The organism is Paucidesulfovibrio gracilis DSM 16080, assembly GCF_900167125.1.
GTDB classification, from domain to species: Bacteria; Desulfobacterota; Desulfovibrionia; order Desulfovibrionales; family Desulfovibrionaceae; genus Paucidesulfovibrio; species Paucidesulfovibrio gracilis.
This window is the reverse complement of the sequence record NZ_FUYC01000002.1, coordinates 370,654-389,242: the sequence shown is the minus strand read 5'-3', so window position 1 is coordinate 389,242 and position 18,589 is coordinate 370,654. Positions and strand designations below refer to the sequence as shown.

Here is an 18,589-nt window from a genome sequence, read left to right as displayed (position 1 = left end):
GAAGGCTCCCCGGCCCTCCGCTTTTTCATTGCTCCCGTAAAACAAACCTGTTTCCAGCCACGGGAGCCGTCCATCCGACGAACGGTTAACGCATCTCCCTATCCCTGGGGCGACGACGACGCAAAGCCTCCCGCATGGGCGCCCGATCATGGTCGGCCTGACGAACTTCCATATCACGTTCGTACACCAACACGGTCTGCTCTCCGCCACGCAACGGCTGGTGCTGAAGGCGCTCACCAGCTAAAACAAAGTCGTATTTTTCCAAAATATGACGAGACACGGCATTGTCCGGCTTCACCGTTGCCTGAAGACAATCCAGCCCCTGCCGGCGGGCCACCTCCAGGACCAGCTTCACCGCGGCCGAAGCATACCCTTGATTCCAATATGTCCGCCCGATCCAGTATCCCAACTCGGCCACGCCCCCGTCGGCTTCGGCGATGGGCCATAGCCCAATGCACCCGACATAGGCGCGGTCCTCGGCACGCAGAACAGCAAAGGTGGTGCCGCTCGCCCCGACGGTACGCAGCCAATGCCGCGCCCCATCCTCGTTCAGGGGCCAGGGCATACGAGCCATTCGCATCACGGATTCCCGATCCTCACCCAGCAAATCCACCATGAAGGCCGCGTCCCCATCCGCTGACGGACGCAAACGAATCAAGCTCCCGGAACGGGACGCGCTCCCCTCAACCGTCATCGCCAAGACTCCTTTGGTATACATCCAAACGGCGCAATCCGCCGCGCAACGGCAACTCCTCATCGTGTTGCCCCACAAAAACAAACCCGTTGTTCCGCAACACCCGTGCCGAGGCGGCATTGTCCGGAAACACATTGCCCACGGCCAGAACCGCTCCGTCCTGTGCAGCCCGTCGCAACGCCAGGGCCAGGCCGCGACTCGCGACGCCCTGTCCTCGGTAGGGACGCCCGACCCAAAAACCCACTTCGGCCACGGTACCCTCACGTCCCGACCGCAACCCATACCCTGCGGTACCCAAAAATGTTCGGTCATCGCGCCGCAACACGGCATAAATGCAGGCTCCATCGGCCAGACGTTCTTTCAGCCAATGCGTGGCCGTGGACTCCGTCATGGGCCATGGCAGACTGGCCATGCAACGCACGGTTTCCCGATCCTGCCCGAGCAACGCCGCAAAATACGCTCCATCCTCTGGGCGGACAAGCCGAATTTGCAAGGAAAGGCCGCTGCGGTCATTTATTTTTGACATTCTCAATCCACTGAAAATACATATTTTTCATTTCATCTTGACCATTCCCGGAAAACCAATCCAACGCGGCGCGGGCCTGACCCAGCAAACCCGGCAAATCAGCCAGGCGCTCTTGTGCGGCCCGTTCCCGCGCACGCCAACGGGAAACGCCGACCTGGTCATGCACCTGAGCACAAGCCGCACCCGCGGCACGAAACGCTGCAAATCCCGGAAAAAGGAAGGCTCGCACCTGAAGCGTTCGGGCCACATCCCCATATTTCTCAAGCACTCTTTGCCGGTTTGCCAGTTTCACATAGGCTGATTCCAGCAAAGGACGCCGCTCCAGTAATGCAAACAGACCACGCAGGGGATCCCCTCCCACCTGCGTACAGGAATCCTCCACTGTTTCATCCTGTTCCACGGCCTGCTCCCGCACCACGACCTCGAGCCACTCGTTCAATTCCAATACAAATCCATGCGACCCCGCCAGCCGCTGCAGATCCGGCACAAACGCGTCACGGCAACGCTTGTTGAGCAGGGTCGCGTTGTCCCGCACATGTGCATACCGCCCTGGCGTGGCACCGCTATAATGATACAACACACTTTGCGGCTCATACAGGCATCGGCCGCCATGGCGCCGCACTGAAGCGCACAAATCCAAGTCCTCGGAACCATTTCGAAAGCCTTCATAAAAGCCGCCGAGGTCTTCGAACAATCGGCGCGGCACCAGCATGGCCGCGCCGCTTACGGCCTGAAGCCGTCGGCGACGGCGCACCGCAGGGTGACCTGCCGGGAACCCGTGAAACGGATGCACAGGGTGCTTGTTCGGATCCAGCGCAATGCCCGCATGTTGCACCCGGCCCGCCAGCGGCCAATCCGGAACGTCTTGGATTTCGGGATACAGCAATAGGGGCGCGGCCACGCATGGTCGGGATTCCCGCCGCAATGCCGCAATCAGCGGATCCAGCCAACCCGGAAGCAGCAGTGTGTCGTTGTTCAGAAAAAAAAGATATTCGGATGCAGCTCCCGCAGCGCCCAGATTGCACGCTCCCGCAAAACTCAACCGCTGGGCGGAACGGCGATGCTCGCCCAAATCACCGAACAATTCCGCAAGGAGCGGTCCGCATTCGGTTCCGGTCTCGTCCGGTGACGCCCCGTCCGCCACCACCACCCGATAGAAACGGCCCGGGGTGCAGCGTCGCAAACTCCGCAGACAATCCCGCGTGTATGCCCACTGGCCGTACACCGGAACCACAATGGTCAACAGGTCCATTGGGTCAATTCTCCTGACGGATGATGGCCCGCCGCACCACAGCCTGGTTATAGGCCGACGTCACAGCGGACTCGGTAAGCGTCCCCAGGGGGAACGGTTCCTCCACAGAACGCACCACCGGGAGTTGGGAAACCCCTTTGTTCACCAATCGCCTCGAAGCGGTTTGCAACGTATCGCTGGGCGTGACGACCACTGGTTGGGGCGTTTCCAAATCCTTGGCGATGATCAAGTGGTGCAGGGCCGGTTCGTTGAGCACGGCGCGCAAATCGCGGAAGGAAATAACCCCCGTGAGCATGCCCTGCGCATTGATTACATGCAGATACGGCGCGTTTTCCGTCTTAAAGGTCCAGATGATCCGCTCCAGAGACGCGGATTCCGGCACGGTGTGGATGTGATGGTCCATGACCTCGCTGACCAGCAAGGACTCCAGCACATTGCCGGCTCGACCCGCCAGGATGTCGATGCCCCGGCGCAACAGTTTGGTGGTGTAGATGGAGCCGCGCCGCACGGAGGAATTGATGATCGTGGCCAGAATGCACGTGATCATCAAGGGCAATATGATGGAATAGCTTCCCGTCATTTCAAAAAGAATCAAAATGGCGGTAATGGGTGCGTAGGTGGTTCCGGCCACCATGGCTCCCATGCCCACCAGGGCATATGCTCCGGGCTGGGCTGTCAGTGCCGGAAAAATCGCGTTCACCGCGCAGCCGAACGCGCCCCCCAGCATGGCTCCCATGAACAGGGAGGGAGCAAAAATACCGCCCGATCCCCCCGATCCCAGGACAATGGACGTGGCCAGGATTTTGACGAACACGAGCACCAACAACGCCCATCCCGCCATCTGATTGGTCAGGGACAGGTTCATGGCCCCGTAGCCCACGCCAAAGGTTTCCGGGAAAAAGATGATCACTCCGCCCAACAAGCCGCCCCCCACGGCAGGTTTGATCCAGCCCGGAATACGCATGGCCTCGAATCCATCCTCAAAAGCGTACAGCACCTTGATGAACAATAGCGCAGCCATGGCCGTACACACGCCCAGCACGGGATAGAACGCATATTCCCACAGTGAGACAATGGAATAATCCGGAATAACGAACGCGGGCAGGTCACCGAGATAGTAGCGGGAAATGGTCGTGGCCGTCACCGAGGCCAGCACCACCGGGGAAAAGGCCATCAGTCCGAAATCCCCGACAATGATTTCCAAAGCGAACAGTACTCCGGCAATGGGTGCGTTAAAGGTGGCCGCTATGCCAGCGGCCGCGCCGCAGCCCACCATGGTTCGCATATCCAGACTGGGTACCTTGAAAAGCTGTCCCACCGAAGAACCGATGGATGAGCCGATCTGCACCATCGGTCCCTCCCGTCCCACGGAACCGCCGGAACCAATAGTAATGGCCGAGGCCACGATCTTGGCCAGAGCTACACGCTTGCGAATCTGCCCCTGACGGAGCACCACCGCCTCCATGACCTCGGGTACGCCGTGTCCTTTGGCTTCCCGCGCAAAAAAATGCACGATCAACCCCACGGCCAATCCTCCGCCCGCAGGCAAAGCGATTTTCATCCACCATGGTACGGTGTGTATCCAGGTCAGCACGTCCTCACCGTGCTGATAAAACAGCCATTGCATGGACATGAGCACGTAGCGGAACAACAAAGCACCATACCCAGCCAGTACGCCAATAAGCACCGCCAACAACAAGTTGGCCAGTTCACGGTTCCGGGCAGGCAGCGTGGTCAAAAACGCGACAAGTCGGTTCGCCCCTCGCATGGACACAACTCCCTCAAATTTGGCGTTCAGGACTCTCCATATCTTGTGAAACATATCAAGGATACGGCGGACTGTGAACCGAAAGCAGGACGCTTGAGCCGCGCCAGGAAAGCGGGTATGGGTCCACGAGCATTTTATCCCCCCGAGCATTGGAGGACGCAAACATGGCCCAGCTGAACGTGGAAACACTGGACGTAAACCCTGAATTTGATATCTGGCTCTATTCCGAAATCAGCCAGGAAACACGCATTGAACAGGATCTCATGGAAGAAATGGCCCCGCGCTGGGAGCGCTGGAAACAGCAGCTCAACGCGAAAAAACTGGTGAACCCCCAAGGCGGCAACGCCTACCTGCTGCTCTGGCTCACCAAAGACGTGGACAACGAAGTGGAAGGAATCTGGCAGGATTCCCCCTCCCTGGGCATGAGCTTCCATAACCTGGCCATCACCATGGTCATGACCGCGGCCCGGCACCTCATCCCGGAACTGGACCAGGGCCAATGCGCCCCCCTGCCCAAGCCGGGCGCCGCCGTGCAGGATACGTTCGAATCCCTGGGGCTGCACTGGAACGCGGAAGGCACCCTGGACCACCAGTACGCCGTGTTCACCCACATGCCCTACAAAGGCGGCTGCTCCATCTGCTTCCTCTCGGACACCTGCCCGAACAGCAAAGTAAAACAGAACTAATTCCATGGGCTAACATCGTTATTAGCCCCAGGCCCGTGGTCTGCCGCGAATTTCGGGAAGGCTGCTCCCGAAGTTCGCGGCAATACGACCACGCGCCAGCGCCGAATCCACCTTGCCACCCAAGGCATGCCTTCCTGGTTTTCTCACCCCGCAAAGGCAACACCGCCGGGAGCGGTTTTGTTTTGGAACAGCCGTTCCACTTGTTCGCGATCCGCATGGTCGATGCGCAATTCCGAGACATCGACTCCACGACGTGCGCCGGAATACATCTTCAGCGCCTTATCGACAAAATCCGCGTCCACGAAAGTGGCCTGAATGCGGAGGAACCTGTTCCCCCAGGTCACGTTCAAAGGCAGGACATGCTCGCGTTTTGGCGGTCGGGTCACATAGATTCCGGTGCGTACCAGCGTATCGGCGGCAGCACCGGGCGGCAACCCGGCCCAGCGTTCCAAAGCCTGATCAAACAAGGGCTGGACCGCCAGATAATACAGCGGATCAATCTTACAGGCCAAGGACCGGCCCGGGATGTTCAGAAGCGTTACATCTTTTTGAACGGCGCGCCCCAACCCGCGCTGCATGCGCTCCACGCGCTCCTGATAGTCCGGCAACGGCATGACAAGACTCCTTGATTGGTCCAGAGCTAACCACAAAACGAACATGCACGCAACGCAGAGCATTCTTTTCCCGCAACCGCAAGAACAGCCTCTTACCCTGCACCTGTTTTTCAGACTGCACAGTTTACCCTTTTTTTCACAAGCGTTGATTGCATTGCACTGGTCTATTTTGCATCACAGATCAACTGCTTAGATACCAAACCAAGCGCGAAGCCCCCCTTGACAAGATGCGGCTGCTATTCCTATAGGTCTAAACCCTTAAAAAACTGCTGCTCGTTCGCGGCGGGTCGTAACTTGCGGCCACCGCTCGACAAAACCTGAGTGGAATGGAGTTGGGAATGTCTGACGCATTGAAGAACCAGAGAACGTATGCATTGGTTGGACATGGCGGCTGCGGAAAAACCTCCGTGGCTGAAATGTTGCTCTTCAAAACCGGAATCATCAACCGGCTGGGCAAAATCGAGGAGGGCACTACCGCCCTGGATTACGAACCCGAGGAAATCAAGCGCCGCGGGTCCATCCAGCCTGGTTTCGCCAGCTACAAGTGGAACAAGAACCAGCACTTCCTGATCGATGCTCCGGGCGACGCCAACTTCAGCGGTGACCTCAGCTACCTGCTCACCGCCGCAGACAGCACCGTGCTCGTCATTGACGCGGTGGACGGCGTAAAGCCCCATACCCGCAAGGTTTGGTCCGAAATCCAAAAAGCCGGACTGCCCGCCGTGGTCTTCATCAACAAAATGGACCGCGACCGCGCCGACTTTGATACGGCGTTCGCCGGATTAAGCGACATGCTCGGCATCAAGCCCGTGCTGCTCTACCATCCCATCGGCGCCAGGGAAGACTTCAAGGGCGTGGTGGACATGCTCGCCAACAAGGCCTTGTTGTTCGACGACGACGGCAACGCCACTCCCGGCGACATCCCTGCGGACATGGCCGACGAAATCGAAACCATGCGCGAGACCATGATCGAAAACGTGGCCGAGTCCGACGAACAGCTCATGGAAACGTATTTTGAAGAAGGCGAACTCACCCACGAACAACTCATCCAGGGGCTGAAAACCGGCGTCGTTTCCGGTGAACTGGTCCCCGTGGTGGTGGGAGCCGCTCTGGAAAACAAAGGCGCGGACATGCTTCTGGACACGGTTCAGGATCTGCTTCCCTCGCCTTTGGACCATGCAGACTGGACCGGCAAGGATGAATCCGTCCGCAAAAGCTCGCCGGACGAGCCGCTGGCCGCATTCGTGTTCAAGACCCTGGCCGACCCCTTTGCCGGTCAGCTCACCGTGGTGCGCGTGCTCTCCGGTACGCTGAACGCGGACTCCGCCCTGCAAAACGCCACTCGCGATGAAAAGGAGCGCGTGGGGCAGCTGCTGCTCATGGAAGGCAAGGAACAAAAGCAAACCAAGGATCCCATGGGACCGGGCGCCATCGTGACCCTGAGCAAACTCAAGGCCACCCGCACGGGCGACACCCTGGTACCGGAAAAAGGCGAGTTCGAACTCCAGCCGCCGGAGCTTGCACCCCAGCTCATCACCTATGCCCTGGCCCCGGCCGAAAAAGGCGACGAGGACAAGGTCTACGCCGCGGTTTCCAAACTGCTCGACGAGGACATCACCCTGTCCCTGGCCCGCGACGAGGAAACCGGGGACACCCTGCTTTCAGGCATGGGCCAGAACCACATTGAAATCTCGGCAGAACGGGCCAAGCGTCGCTCCAAGGTGCAGATCGTGCTCAAGACGCCCAAGGTTCCCTACCGCGAAACCCTCAAAGGGAAAGCCACGGAAATTCAGGGCCGCCACAAGAAGCAATCCGGCGGACGCGGTCAGTTTGGTGACTGCTGGATTCACATGGAACCGTTGGCTGCCGGATCCGGATACGAATTTGAAAACAAAATCGTGGGCGGCGCCATTCCCGGGCAGTTTATCCCGGCCGTGGACAAGGGCATCCAGGAGGCCTCCCAACGCGGGTTCCTGGCCGGATATCCGCTCATCGACTTCAAGGTGACCCTCTACGACGGCACCTACCACAAGGTGGACTCCTCGGAGATGGCCTTCAAGGTAGCCGGGTCACTGGCATACAAAAAAGCCTGCGAAAAGGCCGGAGTCAAACTGCTGGAACCCATCATGCTCGTCAGCGTATCCGTTCCCGACTCCTTCATGGGCGACGTCATCGGCGACCTTTCCGGCCGTCGCGGCAAGGTGCTTGGTTCCGATTCCAACGCAGGCATCACGGAAATCCGGGCCCACGTCCCCATGGCCGAAGTGCTCAAATACGCCCCGGACCTCAACTCCATGACCGGCGGCCAGGGAACCTTCGCCATGGAATTCGATCACTACGAGGAATGCCCGCCCAACGTCTCCGAGCAGGTCATCAAGGCCTCGCAAGCCGAGGCCGACGCGGAGTAATCCAGACCGTAGGGACGTTCCACCACAAACACCCGGGCCGGGCGGAAACCATTCCACCCGGCCTTTTTTGTGACCAAAGCGGACTGCCGAACGCCACACGCCCAATTCCGCCTCTTGTCCGCTCACGGCTTTTCCGCTACCGTGCGCCCTTTGAGGAGTCCCCAAAACATGCGTAAATTTCTATTCTATCTCTTATTCTTTCCCATCACCGTGTATTATTCGTGCGCCATGGGTCTCATGGGGTTCACCAAAAACCGGGGGCGGTGGGGAGAAAAATTCGGGTACGCCTGGACCAGCAAACTGGCCTGGCTCACGGGGGTCCGCTATGAAGTGGATCTTTCCGCCCTGGAGCCGGGCGGACACTACGTTTTCATGCTCAACCACCAAAGCCAGCTGGACATCATGCTCGGCTACTGGCTGTTGCGCGACTATCACGTCCGCTTTCTGGCCAAGCAAAGTCTCTGGAACGTTCCCGTATTCGGCTGGGCCATGTGGGGAGCGCAACACATCCCCATTGACCGATCCAACCGGCGTGCTGCCATGAAAAGCGTGGAAAATGCCGTGAAAGTCGTCAAAAAAGGAGTCTCGCCCATCGTGTTTCCCGAAGGCACCCGGGCCGAGGATCGTTCCCAGCTGCAATCCTTCAAGACCGGAGGCATTATCCTGGCACTGAAAACCGGTCTGCCTGTCGCCCCCGTCGTCATCCACGGCATGGGGGAAGTACTGCCCAAGGGTGCCTGGAAGCTGAATACCAAACCCGTTGTGCGGGTCAAAGCCCTGCCCCCCATCGACACGAGCGCCTACACCTTGAAGGACCGTGACAAATTCCGCGACGACCTGTATCAGAAGATGAATCGTGCCTACCTTGAACTTCGCCGGGAGAGCGAATGAGCGGATCACTGACGGTCTACCCCATGGGCGGCCTTGGAGAAATCGGCCTGAACTGTATGGCCCTGCGCACCGAGCAAACCATGGTGCTCATCGACTGCGGACTCATGTTCCCCGAGGACTTCCTCTACGGGGTGGACGTAGCCATACCGAATTTTGATTTCCTGCTGGAGAACCGGCATGAAATCCAGGGCATTATTCTGACCCACGGCCACGAGGACCACATCGGCGCACTGCCTTGGCTGTTGCCGTATGTGAACGCTCCAATCTACAGCTCCCGGTTCACCCTGGGGCTGGTGGAATCCAAACTCCGCGAGCACGGACTGGACAAATATGCGGACCTGCGCCCTGTGGAGGCCAGAGAACGCGTAGAGATGGATGACCTGGCATTTACCTTCTTTCCGGTCTGCCACTCCATTATCGAAGGATTCGGCCTGGGCATTGAAACCCCTGTGGGGCGCGTGGTCCATACGGGCGACTTCAAGATCGACCGAAACCCCCTGGACGGACACGCCACAGACCTGGAAGGACTTGCCCGATTCGCCAGCTCCGGGGTGACCCTGCTTTTTTCCGATTCCACCAACGCCGAACGAGAAGGCTATTCCCTCACGGAACGGGAAACCAAGTTGCGATTGCGCGAGCTGTTCGCCGAAGCCAAGAGCCGTATTCTGGTGACCTTGTTCTCCTCCCACATCCAGCGCATGCAGGAAATCATCGACCTGGCCTTTGATTTCGGGCGTAAAGTGGGCGTGAGCGGCAAAAGCCTGTTGCGCAACCTTGAGATTGCTCAAGAACTCGGCCTGTTACGCGTCCCGCATGGCGTCATTCTTCCCCTGGAGGAAGTCACCCAGCGCCCGGACGACGAGGTCGTTTTACTGGTCACCGGCTCCCAGGGCGAACCCCTGGCCGCGCTGTCACGCATGTCCCAGGGCGAACACCGTCAGCTCGCCGTGCAGGAAGGCGATCTGGTGATCATGTCCTCCCGATTCATCCCCGGCAATGTGCGGGCCATCACCAAAGTCATCAACCGGCTCTACAAACTCGGAGCCGAGGTGCTCTACGAAAGCATCGCCGCCATCCATGCCTCGGGACACGCCCACCGTCAGGAACTGCGCATCATGGTGGACACCGTGAAGCCCAAGTTCTTCGTCCCCGTGCATGGAGAATACCGGCACTTGGTCAAACACAAGCGACTGGCCGTGGAGTGCGGCGTTGCCCCGGAACGCGCCCTGGTGGTGGAGGATGGCCAGCCGTTCACGCTGCTGCCCGACGGCGAACTGCGCCTGGAGGATCCCCTGGACGCCACTGTGACCCTGGTGGACGGCAAGGGGGTGGGCGACGTAGGACAGACAGTGCTCAAGGAGCGGGCGCTCCTGGCCGGAGAAGGCTTGGTCATCGTGCTGCTCGTCATCGACGAGAATACCGGCGAAATAACCCTCGGCCCGGACATCGTCTCCAAGGGATTCATTTTTGAACAACAATACTCCCACTTGCTGGAGGACGCCAAGTGCATCGTGCTGGAGGTTTACGAAAACGTCCCCCCCGGCAACCTGAAAAAACTCAAGGAACGGCTGCGCTCCTCCCTTCGCCGTTTTTTCCGCAAAGTACTTGAACGCGACCCCGTGGTGGTGCCGCTGGTTATCAGCCTTTAGCTCCGCGCACGGATGGTTTTCTATTTCGGACGGCGCTCCGTTGGACTTGCCTTTTTCGGTGATCCATCGTAAGGAACCCCGTCTTAAAAAACACACACCCCGTGATTCCAGTCTCTGGGTGCGGCCAAAATCAAACAAAATAGGCCGTTTCACAGTCCGGGGTGGAGGACGAACCCAGGAGGTTTTTCATGGCTTACGTAACGATGAAGCAAATGCTGGAAACCGGCGTGCATTTCGGTCACCAGACCCGCCGCTGGAATCCCAAAATGCGCCCCTACATCTTCGGCTCCCGCAACGGCATCCACATCATGGATCTGCAGCAGACCGTGAAGATGTTCGCAAAGGCGTACGACTTTGTGGCCGATTCCGTGGCTCAGGGCGGGAAGATCCTGTTCGTGGGCACCAAGCGCCAGGCCCAGGAGGCCATCAAGGCCGAGGCCGAGCGTAGCGGCATGTTCTACGTCACGCACCGCTGGATGGGCGGCATGCTCACCAACTTCCAGACCATCAAGCGCAGCATCGACCGCCTCAAGAAACTTGAGACCATGTTCGAAGACGGCAGCATCAACCGCTTCCCCAAAAAGGAAGTGGTCCACATGAGCCGCGAAGTGGAAAAGCTGAATAATACCCTCGGCGGCATCAAGGACATGACCGAACCGCCGGCCGCGGCCTTCGTCATCGACCCCAAGCGCGAGCACATCGCCATTTCCGAATGCCGCAAGCTGGGCATCCCCGTTGTTGCCGTTGTCGACTCCAACTGCGACCCGGATGTGGTTGACTTCATCATCCCGGGTAACGACGACGCCATCCGCGCCATCAAACTCTTCTCCACCCACGTCGCCGAAGCCTGCATGGAAGGCTCCGCCCGCCTGGACGAAGCCAAGGCCGAGGCCAAGGCGCAGGAGAAAAAGGCCGAAGCCGCCAAGAAGCAAGAGAAAAAAGCCGAAGCCAAGGCTGAAAAGCCCGAAGAAAAGAAAGCCGAGGACAAGGCCGAAGAAGCCAAGCCCGAAGCTGAGACTGCTGAATAAGGGTCAGGAGGAACGCTACAATGGCTATTACCGCTGCTATGGTGAAAGACCTGCGCGAACAGACCGGCGCGGGCATGATGGATTGCAAGAAAGCCCTCGTTGAAGCCGACGGCGACATCGAACAGGCCGTCGTATATCTTCGTGAAAAAGGCCTGGCCAAGGCCGCCAAGAAAGCCGGTCGCGCCACCTCCGAAGGCACCGTCGGCCTTTGGGTCGCCGATGACGGTGCCAGCGCCGCCCTGGCCGAGTTGCTCTGCGAGACCGACTTCGCCGCCAAGAACGAAGAGTTCGTGGCCTTCGCCAAGAAACTGGCCGCTGACGTGGCCAAGGAAAAGGCCGAGTCCGTCGACAGCCTCTCCGATGCGGCCAAGGATCTGACTCCGCTCGTGAGCAAGATCGGCGAAAACCTGCAAATCGGCCGTCTGGCCACGCTGTCCGTGGACGGCCTGGTCGGCAGCTACGTACATGCCAACGGCAAAATCGGCGTTCTGGTCGCACTCAAGGGTGCCAAGGCCGGGGAACACGATCAGCTCGCCAAGGACATCGCCATGCAGGTGGCCGCGGCCAACCCGCTTTGTGTTTGCTCCGACCAAGTCCCGCAGGACAAGCTGGACAAGGAAAAGGAAATCTACAAAGCCCAGGCCATGGAAGAAGGCAAGCCCGAGCAGATCGCCGAAAAGATCGTCCTCGGACGTATCAATAAGTATTATAAAGAAGTCTGCCTGCTGGACCAGCCGTTCATCAAGGAAGACAAAAAAGCGGTCAAAGACCTGCTTTCAGGAACCGGAATCACCATCGAGGGCTTTGCAAGACTGGCCCTCGGAGAAGGCTGCTCCGAAGACTAACCAAAAAAAACGGGCCTCTGGCCCGTTTTTTTTGAGGATAACAAATCAAGGGTATGGACAAAATGAAGTACTCACGGGTATTGATCAAGCTCAGCGGCGAGGCGCTGGCCGGAGACAAATCATTTGGCATCGATCCCGAGGCCATTGGACAGTTCGGCCGGGAAATCGCCGATGTAGCCGCTTCGGGCCTGCAGCTGGCCCTTGTCATCGGCGGCGGCAACATCTTTCGCGGCATGGCCGCGAGTGCCAAGGGCATGGAACGTGCCCAGGCAGACTACATGGGCATGCTCGCCACGGTCATGAATGCTCTGGCCGTGCAGGATGCCCTGGAAAAGCTTGATTGCCAAACCCGTGTGATGACGGCCTTCCGTATGAGCGAAGTGGCGGAACCCTATATCCGGCGCCGGGCCATCCGACACCTGGAAAAGGGACGTGTGGTCATTTGCGCCGCGGGAACCGGTAATCCGTACTTTACCACGGATTCCGCCGCGACGCTGCGGGCCATGGAACTCAAATGCGAAGCCATCTTTAAGGCCACCAAGGTGGACGGCGTGTACGACAAGGATCCCGCCAAATTCGGCGATGCCACCAAGTACGCGGACGTGACCTTCTCGGAAGTCCTGCAAAAACGCCTCGGCGTTATGGACTCCACGGCCATTTCCATGGCTCGCGACAACGAACTGCCCATCGTCGTGTTCAACCTGTTCAAGGAAGGCAACATCCGACGAGTCGCCCACGGCGAGACGGTGGGAACCATCGTTCAAGGAGGATAGCCAGACTATGCAATCGCTCATCAAAGACGGAAAGAAGCGCATGGACGGCGCGCTTTCGAACCTGGAAAAAGAATTCGGCAAGCTGCGCACAGGCCGCGCCTCCACCTCCCTTGTGGACGGCATTGAGGTGCTCTACTACGGCACGCCCACTCCGCTGAACCAAATCGCGTCCGTAAGCATCCCCGACTCCCGGACCATCACCATCCAGCCCTGGGACAAGGGCGCCTTCAGCGACGTGGACAAGGCCATCCAAAAATCCGACCTGGGACTCACCCCGGTGAATGACGGAAAGCTCATCCGCATCAACATTCCTCCCCTGACCGAGGAACGCCGCAAAGAGCTGGTCAAGGTCGCCAAAAAATACACCGAGGACACCAAGGTCGCCATCCGCAACGTGCGCCGCGACCTCAACGAGTCCGTGAAAAAGATGCTCAAGGACAAGGACACTTCCGAGGACGAAGCGCACAAGGCTCAGGATGACATCCAAAAGCTCACGGACGACTTCGTAGCCAAGGCCGACGACGCGCTCGCAGCCAAGGAAAAGGAAATTCTTGAGATCTAATCGCATGATACCCCAGCATATCGCCGTCATCATGGACGGCAATGGCCGATGGGCCAAAGCGCGGGGCATGAAGCGTCACGAAGGGCACCGGGCCGGCGTCGAGTCGGCCCGGGCCGTTGTGACGCGGTGCCGGGAACTGGGCGTACGCCACCTGACCCTCTACACCTTTTCCACGGAAAACTGGGCCAGGCCGGAAGAAGAAAAACGCGTCCTTTTCGACCTGCTGGTACGCTTTCTCAAAGGCGAACTCTCCACACTGGTGGAACAGGACATCCGGCTACGCCTCCTGGGCGATATCGGTCGTTTTCCCATGGCCGTTCGCGAAACCCTGCGCATGGCCACCAATAAAACCGCCCATTGCCGGAGCATGACCCTGAACCTGGCCCTGAACTACGGCGGCCGCGATGAAATCCTGCGCGCTGTGCGATCCCTGTTGGCCGAGGGCGTGGACGCCTCGAAGCTTACAGCGGAACAGTTTGAAGAGGCGCTCTATACCCAGGGGCAGCCCGATCCGGAATTGGTCATCCGCACCTCCGGCGAACAACGGCTTTCCAACTTCCTGCTTTGGCAGGCGGCGTACAGCGAGTTCTACTTCACGCCTACGCTCTGGCCAGATTTTGGCGCCGAGGAGCTGGAAAAAGCGGTTGACGACTATTCCCGGCGGCAACGGCGTTTCGGCAAGACCGGGGACCAGGTGCAGCCCACCGATTCCATCGCTTCCAGGGGGTCTGCGGGCTAAAATCACTCCCCAACAGTTGCCCCCGGCGCTGGAATCGTTTAACCATGTCCCCCGGGCGAATTCGGCGCCCCAACCGTTATGCCAGTCAACACGCACCAACAACGCATCATAACCGGCCTGCTCGCCCTGACCATCCCGGCGGCGGGTATCTTTTGCGGCGGCTGGGTTCTCCTGACCGTTCTTCTGATTTTTTGCGGCCTGACGCTTTGGGAATTTTACGCCCTGTTTTGGACACAGGGACATCTCCGCCTGCGCAGCGCCGGACTGGTCTGTGCCGGTTTGCTGTTCTGGGCTGCGGTACTGCGTGATCCTACCTGGATCATTTTTGCGCTGCTCGTGAGCTTTTGGACCGGCGGACTGGCGTTTCTTTTCCGCTTCCAGACCCAACGGGAAATTCCGGCACGCGACGCCATGGTCTTTCTCTTCGGACTGGTCTATCTGCCGCTGACCCTACACTTTCCCCTGCTCTGGAATTCCATGGAAATCGTCTTGGTGCTGCTGGCGGCCATGGCGGGCGACACCGCAGCGTATTATGCGGGCAGTCTCTGGGGCCGAAAAAAAATCTGGCCTGCGGTCAGCCCGAAAAAATCCTGGGTCGGCAGCATCGCAGGCATGAGCGCCACCATGGCTTTGACCGTACTTTTGGGCCTCGCATTTGGAAACGCCCCCCTATGGGCCTTTGCCCTGCTCGGTGCCGTGCTGAACATGGCCGGACAACTTGGCGATTTCTTCGAGTCTGCACTCAAACGCGGCTTGGGCATCAAGGATTCCGGAACGATCCTTCCCGGTCACGGCGGCATGCTGGACCGAGTGGACAGCCTGCTTTTCATTATTCCAGTCTACGCCCTGGCCCGGGAATGCGCGCCTTTGCTGATCCTCGGCAATCATTTCACCCCGCTGCTGTCCCCAGTGACGGGTTCCTGACCCTACGCCAAACGGAGAGGCACCGTGCAAACCTATATTTCTCCCTGGCCGGAAGAGTCCGCCACCCCTGATTTTCCGCGCAAACTCGTTTTGCTCGGATCCACCGGCTCCATCGGCCAAAGCGCTCTGCGGGTGGTGGAGCAACATCCGGAACTCTTTTCCATCCTGGCCCTGGCAGGTGGGCGCAACGTAAAACGCCTGGCCGAGCAGGCCATCCAATTTCGTCCCCCGTTGCTGGCGTTGCTGAATGCGGAGGATGCGCCCCGGCTTCAGGACCGGCTTCCTGCCGACTATACCCCGGAAATACTGACCGGCTCCCCGGCATATGTTGCATTGGCACGCCTGGAAGAGGCGCAGATGGTCCTTTCGGCCATCGTGGGAGCAGCAGGCTTCGCGCCGACCTTGGCCGCGGCGCGGGCAGGCAAGGCCATTGCCCTTGCCAACAAGGAATCCTTGGTTCTCGGCGGCCACCTCATCCGGGAGGCCTGCCACCGTACGGGCGCCCTGATTCTGCCCGTGGATTCGGAACACAACGCCCTGTTTCAGGCTCTGGCCGGACATGGCGGCGAACACAGCCAACCCTATCGGCTCATTCTTACGGCCTCGGGCGGTCCCTTCCGTGGTCGCTCCCGGGAAGATCTGCACCAGGTTACGCGGGAACAAGCCCTCAACCATCCCAACTGGTCCATGGGTGCCAAGATCAGCATTGATTCCTCCACACTCATGAACAAAGGACTGGAGGTCATCGAGGCATGCCAACTCTACGGCGTACCCGCGGAGCAGGTGGACGTGGTGGTGCATCCCCAATCCATTGTCCATTCCCTGGTGGAATACGACGACGGATCGCAACTGGCCCATCTGGGCTTGCCGGACATGCAGGTGCCTATCGCGCATTGCCTTTGCTACCCCCGACGGGTTACCCTGGGTCTTAAGCGCCTGAACCTGGCGGAATGCGCAAAGCTGACGTTTGAAGCGCCCGACCTCACGGCTTTTCCCTGCCTGCGACTGGCCAAGGAAGCTTTTGCGGCCGGGCCGAGCCACCCGGTGGTACTCAACGCCGCCAATGAAGTGGCCGTAGACCTGTTCCTCAACGGAAAAATCCGCTATCTTGCTATCCCGGAAATGATCGAAAACGCCCTTGCGGCCCATTCCGGCACCACTGTCGATACCCCGGAAGCCATCCTGCAGCTGGACAAGGAAACACGGCAGGCACTCATTCAATCCTGACGGTCGTTTCCTCACCGTATTCCAGAAGCACAAGCGCGAACGAAACGGTATTCCTCCCCTGGGAGCAAGACCGGAAAGCAGCAAGGAGAAAGCCCGAAAAAGGGGCAAGCATCATGACCAGTACCATCGCAGTGATCCTCGTCCTGGGCGGATTGATATTTTTTCATGAACTCGGACACTTCCTCATGGCCCGTGTCCTGGGCATGGGCGTCAAGTCCTTTTCCTTAGGGTTCGGTCCCGTGCTGTTCAAACGCACCATGGGGCAAACCGAATATCGGCTTTCCGCCCTGCCGCTGGGTGGATACGTCAGCCTGGCCGGAGAAAGCCAGGAAACAGTAGATGAAGACACCGACTTCCCCGAAGATCAACGGTTCATGTTGCGCCCGGCTTGGCAGCGCCTCTTGGTGGTGTTGGCCGGCCCGGTATTCAACTTTGTACTCGGCTGGTTTATCTATTGGGGGCTGTTTCTCTCCCAGGGTCAGGTAACCCTCTACCAATTCCCGGTTCAGGAGGTCTTCGACGACAGCCCGGCCCAAATGGCAGGCATGGAACCCGGCGACCGCATCATAGGGATCGATGGCGAGGCGATTTACTCGCCCAATGACCTGCTTACCACCATTCTGTTCAGCCGTGAGAACCCCGTCCGCCTGAGCGTCGTGCGCGGCGGTGTGAACCATGAATTTCTGGTTCTACCCACCTTCCTTAACGAAGAAGATAAGAACGACGAGATCTTACCCCGCCCCAAAATCGGCGTCAGCTTTGGCGTGGAACCGCTGGAACGCTCCTTGGGCTGGGATCTCGGCACCGGGGCGGCCCTGGGCAAAACCATCAGTTCCATTGAGATGACGGCCAAAAGCTTTCTCATGATCGTGGAAGGCCGTGCGTCACTCAAGGGCGTGGGCGGTCCCATCATGATCGCTCAGGCCGTGGGCAAACACGCCCGGGCCGGTCTTGTGGATGTGCTGTTGCTGGCCGCGTTCATCAGCATCAACCTGGGCATCCTCAACCTGTTGCCCATTCCGGTGCTGGACGGAGGCCATATTCTCTTTTTCGGATTCGAAGCCGTTACGGGACGCCCCGTAAACGACATGGTCCGGCAGTTCGCCACGTATGTGGGACTCACCTTTCTCCTGGGCCTCATGGCTCTGACGTTCTATAATGACATCCATCGCATCCTCTTCTCCTGACGGACTGACACTGGCCCTCAACGGGGCTGAGGAACGTCTGCAACTGGTCCTGGGGCATCCCGCCCCTCAAGGAGGGTCCACCCTGTTGGCGGCCCAGGAATGGACCGTACCGGGGCAATCCGTGCGCTTTCTCGCGCCATCCCTGCGGTCCATGCTCGACGCCTTGGGACTGACCACCAAGCACATTCAACGCATCGCCTGCGTCCGCGGTCCCGGCAGCTTCACCGGACTCCGCCTGTCCCTGGCGCTGGCCTCGGCCATTGCCGAGGTACACGACCTTCCCCAGGCAGGCATCGACCACCTGCCGCTCCTGGCCCGCCGCGCCGCACCACTGCTCGCCGGTCCCCTGGCCGTTGTTACCCACTCCCGGCGTCGCCAAGTCTATGTGCAGGGATTCGATCAACAGGCCAAACCACTGGGACCGCCACGGTCCGGAACCATTGAGGACGCAGCCCGCCATTTGGAAACGCTTCACCGCTCGGATGCGCCCCTTTCTGTATTGGGAAGCGGACTGCGCCGCAACGCCGCTTTTTTCACCGACCTGCGTCAAGAAATCGCGTTTCGTGACCTTGGTCCGGCATGGGATGCATCGTCCGCCCAGGATCTTCTGGATGCGGCCTGCGCACCACAAATCCGCTACTCGCATGAGGCTGTTGCGCCGTTATACATGCGCCCGTCCGACGCTGAAGAAAATCTGGATACCATCGCCCGGCAGCGGGGCATGGACCCGGAGCAGGCCCGGGAGATGCTCCGCCGTTCCCGGGATACGGACTGACTCCCAAAGAACCCCGCTCATAAAAAAACGTGCGTCCCACA

Annotated in this window: 18 protein-coding genes; 13 read left to right on the top strand and 5 right to left on the bottom strand. The window is 59.3% G+C overall.

Features of this window, described 5'->3' with window-relative positions; translation table 11 throughout:
• Positions 1-85 precede the first annotated feature (85 nt).
• From B5D49_RS04105 to B5D49_RS04090, 4 genes are read right to left on the bottom strand one after another with little or no spacing between them, the layout of a single operon-like run.
• Entirely contained in the window at positions 86-694 is a 609-nt protein-coding gene (locus B5D49_RS04105) for a GNAT family N-acetyltransferase (protein WP_159447122.1), read from the bottom strand.
• Positions 684-1,220 carry a GNAT family N-acetyltransferase gene (locus B5D49_RS04100; RefSeq protein WP_078716373.1) on the bottom strand — a complete coding sequence of 179 codons (537 nt, stop codon included), beginning with the start codon at positions 1,218-1,220 and terminating at the stop codon, positions 684-686. Before B5D49_RS04100 ends, B5D49_RS04105 begins: the two co-directional genes overlap by 11 nt.
• The gene (locus tag B5D49_RS04095; RefSeq protein ID WP_078716372.1) at positions 1,204-2,472 is read right to left on the bottom strand and encodes a glycosyltransferase family 2 protein; all 1,269 of its coding nucleotides are present in this window, start codon (positions 2,470-2,472) and stop codon (positions 1,204-1,206) included. Before B5D49_RS04095 ends, B5D49_RS04100 begins: the two co-directional genes overlap by 17 nt.
• Before the next feature lie 4 nt (positions 2,473-2,476).
• Positions 2,477-4,240, bottom strand: a complete 1,764-nt coding sequence (locus B5D49_RS04090) for a chloride channel protein (protein WP_078716371.1) — start codon at positions 4,238-4,240, stop codon at positions 2,477-2,479.
• A 164-nt stretch (positions 4,241-4,404) separates the two neighbouring features.
• Here B5D49_RS04090 and B5D49_RS04085 point away from each other — a divergent pair, with 164 nt between their 5' ends.
• A complete protein-coding gene (locus tag B5D49_RS04085; RefSeq protein ID WP_078716370.1) occupies positions 4,405-4,926 on the top strand; it encodes a hypothetical protein in 522 nt (173 codons plus the stop codon).
• A gap of 143 nt (positions 4,927-5,069) precedes the next feature.
• On the opposite strand, the gene B5D49_RS04080 is transcribed toward B5D49_RS04085, so the two are convergent.
• The gene (locus tag B5D49_RS04080; RefSeq protein WP_078716369.1) at positions 5,070-5,540 is read right to left on the bottom strand and encodes a hypothetical protein; all 471 of its coding nucleotides are present in this window, start codon (positions 5,538-5,540) and stop codon (positions 5,070-5,072) included.
• A 338-nt stretch (positions 5,541-5,878) separates the two neighbouring features.
• On the opposite strand from B5D49_RS04080, the gene fusA reads away from it, so the two are divergent.
• From fusA to tsaB, 12 genes are all read left to right on the top strand, one after another.
• The gene (gene fusA / locus B5D49_RS04075) at positions 5,879-7,948 is read left to right on the top strand and encodes an elongation factor G (protein WP_078716368.1); all 2,070 of its coding nucleotides are present in this window, start codon (positions 5,879-5,881) and stop codon (positions 7,946-7,948) included.
• A 168-nt stretch (positions 7,949-8,116) separates the two neighbouring features.
• The gene (locus B5D49_RS04070; RefSeq protein ID WP_078716367.1) at positions 8,117-8,839 is read left to right on the top strand and encodes a lysophospholipid acyltransferase family protein; all 723 of its coding nucleotides are present in this window, start codon (positions 8,117-8,119) and stop codon (positions 8,837-8,839) included.
• The gene (locus B5D49_RS04065) at positions 8,836-10,488 is read left to right on the top strand and encodes a ribonuclease J (RefSeq protein WP_078716366.1); all 1,653 of its coding nucleotides are present in this window, start codon (positions 8,836-8,838) and stop codon (positions 10,486-10,488) included. The genes B5D49_RS04070 and B5D49_RS04065 overlap by 4 nt, the downstream gene beginning before the upstream one ends.
• 188 nt (positions 10,489-10,676) lie before the next feature.
• Positions 10,677-11,516 carry a 30S ribosomal protein S2 gene (gene rpsB / locus B5D49_RS04060; RefSeq protein WP_078716365.1) on the top strand — a complete coding sequence of 280 codons (840 nt, stop codon included), beginning with the start codon at positions 10,677-10,679 and terminating at the stop codon, positions 11,514-11,516.
• A 20-nt stretch (positions 11,517-11,536) separates the two neighbouring features.
• Positions 11,537-12,361 (top strand): translation elongation factor Ts, encoded by an 825-nt coding sequence (gene tsf / locus B5D49_RS04055; RefSeq protein ID WP_078716364.1) that lies wholly within the window; start codon positions 11,537-11,539, stop codon positions 12,359-12,361.
• A gap of 53 nt (positions 12,362-12,414) precedes the next feature.
• The gene (pyrH, locus tag B5D49_RS04050) at positions 12,415-13,134 is read left to right on the top strand and encodes a UMP kinase (RefSeq protein ID WP_078716363.1); all 720 of its coding nucleotides are present in this window, start codon (positions 12,415-12,417) and stop codon (positions 13,132-13,134) included.
• A 7-nt stretch (positions 13,135-13,141) separates the two neighbouring features.
• The gene (gene frr, locus B5D49_RS04045; RefSeq protein WP_078716362.1) at positions 13,142-13,696 is read left to right on the top strand and encodes a ribosome recycling factor; all 555 of its coding nucleotides are present in this window, start codon (positions 13,142-13,144) and stop codon (positions 13,694-13,696) included.
• Between the two features lie 4 nt (positions 13,697-13,700).
• Positions 13,701-14,435 carry an isoprenyl transferase gene (locus B5D49_RS04040; protein ID WP_078716361.1) on the top strand — a complete coding sequence of 245 codons (735 nt, stop codon included), beginning with the start codon at positions 13,701-13,703 and terminating at the stop codon, positions 14,433-14,435.
• A 78-nt stretch (positions 14,436-14,513) separates the two neighbouring features.
• Complete coding sequence (locus B5D49_RS04035) at positions 14,514-15,359, top strand: phosphatidate cytidylyltransferase (protein WP_078716360.1); 846 nt, start codon at positions 14,514-14,516, stop codon at positions 15,357-15,359.
• Between the two features lie 24 nt (positions 15,360-15,383).
• Entirely contained in the window at positions 15,384-16,586 is a 1,203-nt protein-coding gene (gene dxr, locus B5D49_RS04030; protein WP_078716359.1) for a 1-deoxy-D-xylulose-5-phosphate reductoisomerase, read from the top strand.
• Between the two features lie 113 nt (positions 16,587-16,699).
• Positions 16,700-17,773 carry an RIP metalloprotease RseP gene (gene rseP / locus B5D49_RS04025; RefSeq protein WP_078716358.1) on the top strand — a complete coding sequence of 358 codons (1,074 nt, stop codon included), beginning with the start codon at positions 16,700-16,702 and terminating at the stop codon, positions 17,771-17,773.
• Positions 17,745-18,548 (top strand): tRNA (adenosine(37)-N6)-threonylcarbamoyltransferase complex dimerization subunit type 1 TsaB, encoded by an 804-nt coding sequence (gene tsaB, locus B5D49_RS04020; protein ID WP_078716357.1) that lies wholly within the window; start codon positions 17,745-17,747, stop codon positions 18,546-18,548. Before rseP ends, tsaB begins: the two co-directional genes overlap by 29 nt.
• The last annotated feature ends 41 nt before the right edge of the window (positions 18,549-18,589 follow it).

Coding starts and splice junctions, on each gene's coding strand:
- B5D49_RS04105 (WP_159447122.1), bottom strand. CDS start 694: ATGACGGTTGAGGGGAGCGCGTCCCGTTCCGGGAGCTTGATTCGTTTG.
- B5D49_RS04100 (WP_078716373.1), bottom strand. CDS start 1,220: ATGTCAAAAATAAATGACCGCAGCGGCCTTTCCTTGCAAATTCGGCTT.
- B5D49_RS04095 (WP_078716372.1), bottom strand. CDS start 2,472: ATGGACCTGTTGACCATTGTGGTTCCGGTGTACGGCCAGTGGGCATAC.
- B5D49_RS04090 (WP_078716371.1), bottom strand. CDS start 4,240: ATGCGAGGGGCGAACCGACTTGTCGCGTTTTTGACCACGCTGCCTGCC.
- B5D49_RS04085 (WP_078716370.1), top strand. CDS start 4,405: ATGGCCCAGCTGAACGTGGAAACACTGGACGTAAACCCTGAATTTGAT.
- B5D49_RS04080 (WP_078716369.1), bottom strand. CDS start 5,540: ATGCCGTTGCCGGACTATCAGGAGCGCGTGGAGCGCATGCAGCGCGGG.
- fusA (WP_078716368.1), top strand. CDS start 5,879: ATGTCTGACGCATTGAAGAACCAGAGAACGTATGCATTGGTTGGACAT.
- B5D49_RS04070 (WP_078716367.1), top strand. CDS start 8,117: ATGCGTAAATTTCTATTCTATCTCTTATTCTTTCCCATCACCGTGTAT.
- B5D49_RS04065 (WP_078716366.1), top strand. CDS start 8,836: ATGAGCGGATCACTGACGGTCTACCCCATGGGCGGCCTTGGAGAAATC.
- rpsB (WP_078716365.1), top strand. CDS start 10,677: ATGGCTTACGTAACGATGAAGCAAATGCTGGAAACCGGCGTGCATTTC.
- tsf (WP_078716364.1), top strand. CDS start 11,537: ATGGCTATTACCGCTGCTATGGTGAAAGACCTGCGCGAACAGACCGGC.
- pyrH (WP_078716363.1), top strand. CDS start 12,415: ATGGACAAAATGAAGTACTCACGGGTATTGATCAAGCTCAGCGGCGAG.
- frr (WP_078716362.1), top strand. CDS start 13,142: ATGCAATCGCTCATCAAAGACGGAAAGAAGCGCATGGACGGCGCGCTT.
- B5D49_RS04040 (WP_078716361.1), top strand. CDS start 13,701: ATGATACCCCAGCATATCGCCGTCATCATGGACGGCAATGGCCGATGG.
- B5D49_RS04035 (WP_078716360.1), top strand. CDS start 14,514: ATGCCAGTCAACACGCACCAACAACGCATCATAACCGGCCTGCTCGCC.
- rseP (WP_078716358.1), top strand. CDS start 16,700: ATGACCAGTACCATCGCAGTGATCCTCGTCCTGGGCGGATTGATATTT.
- tsaB (WP_078716357.1), top strand. CDS start 17,745: ATGACATCCATCGCATCCTCTTCTCCTGACGGACTGACACTGGCCCTC.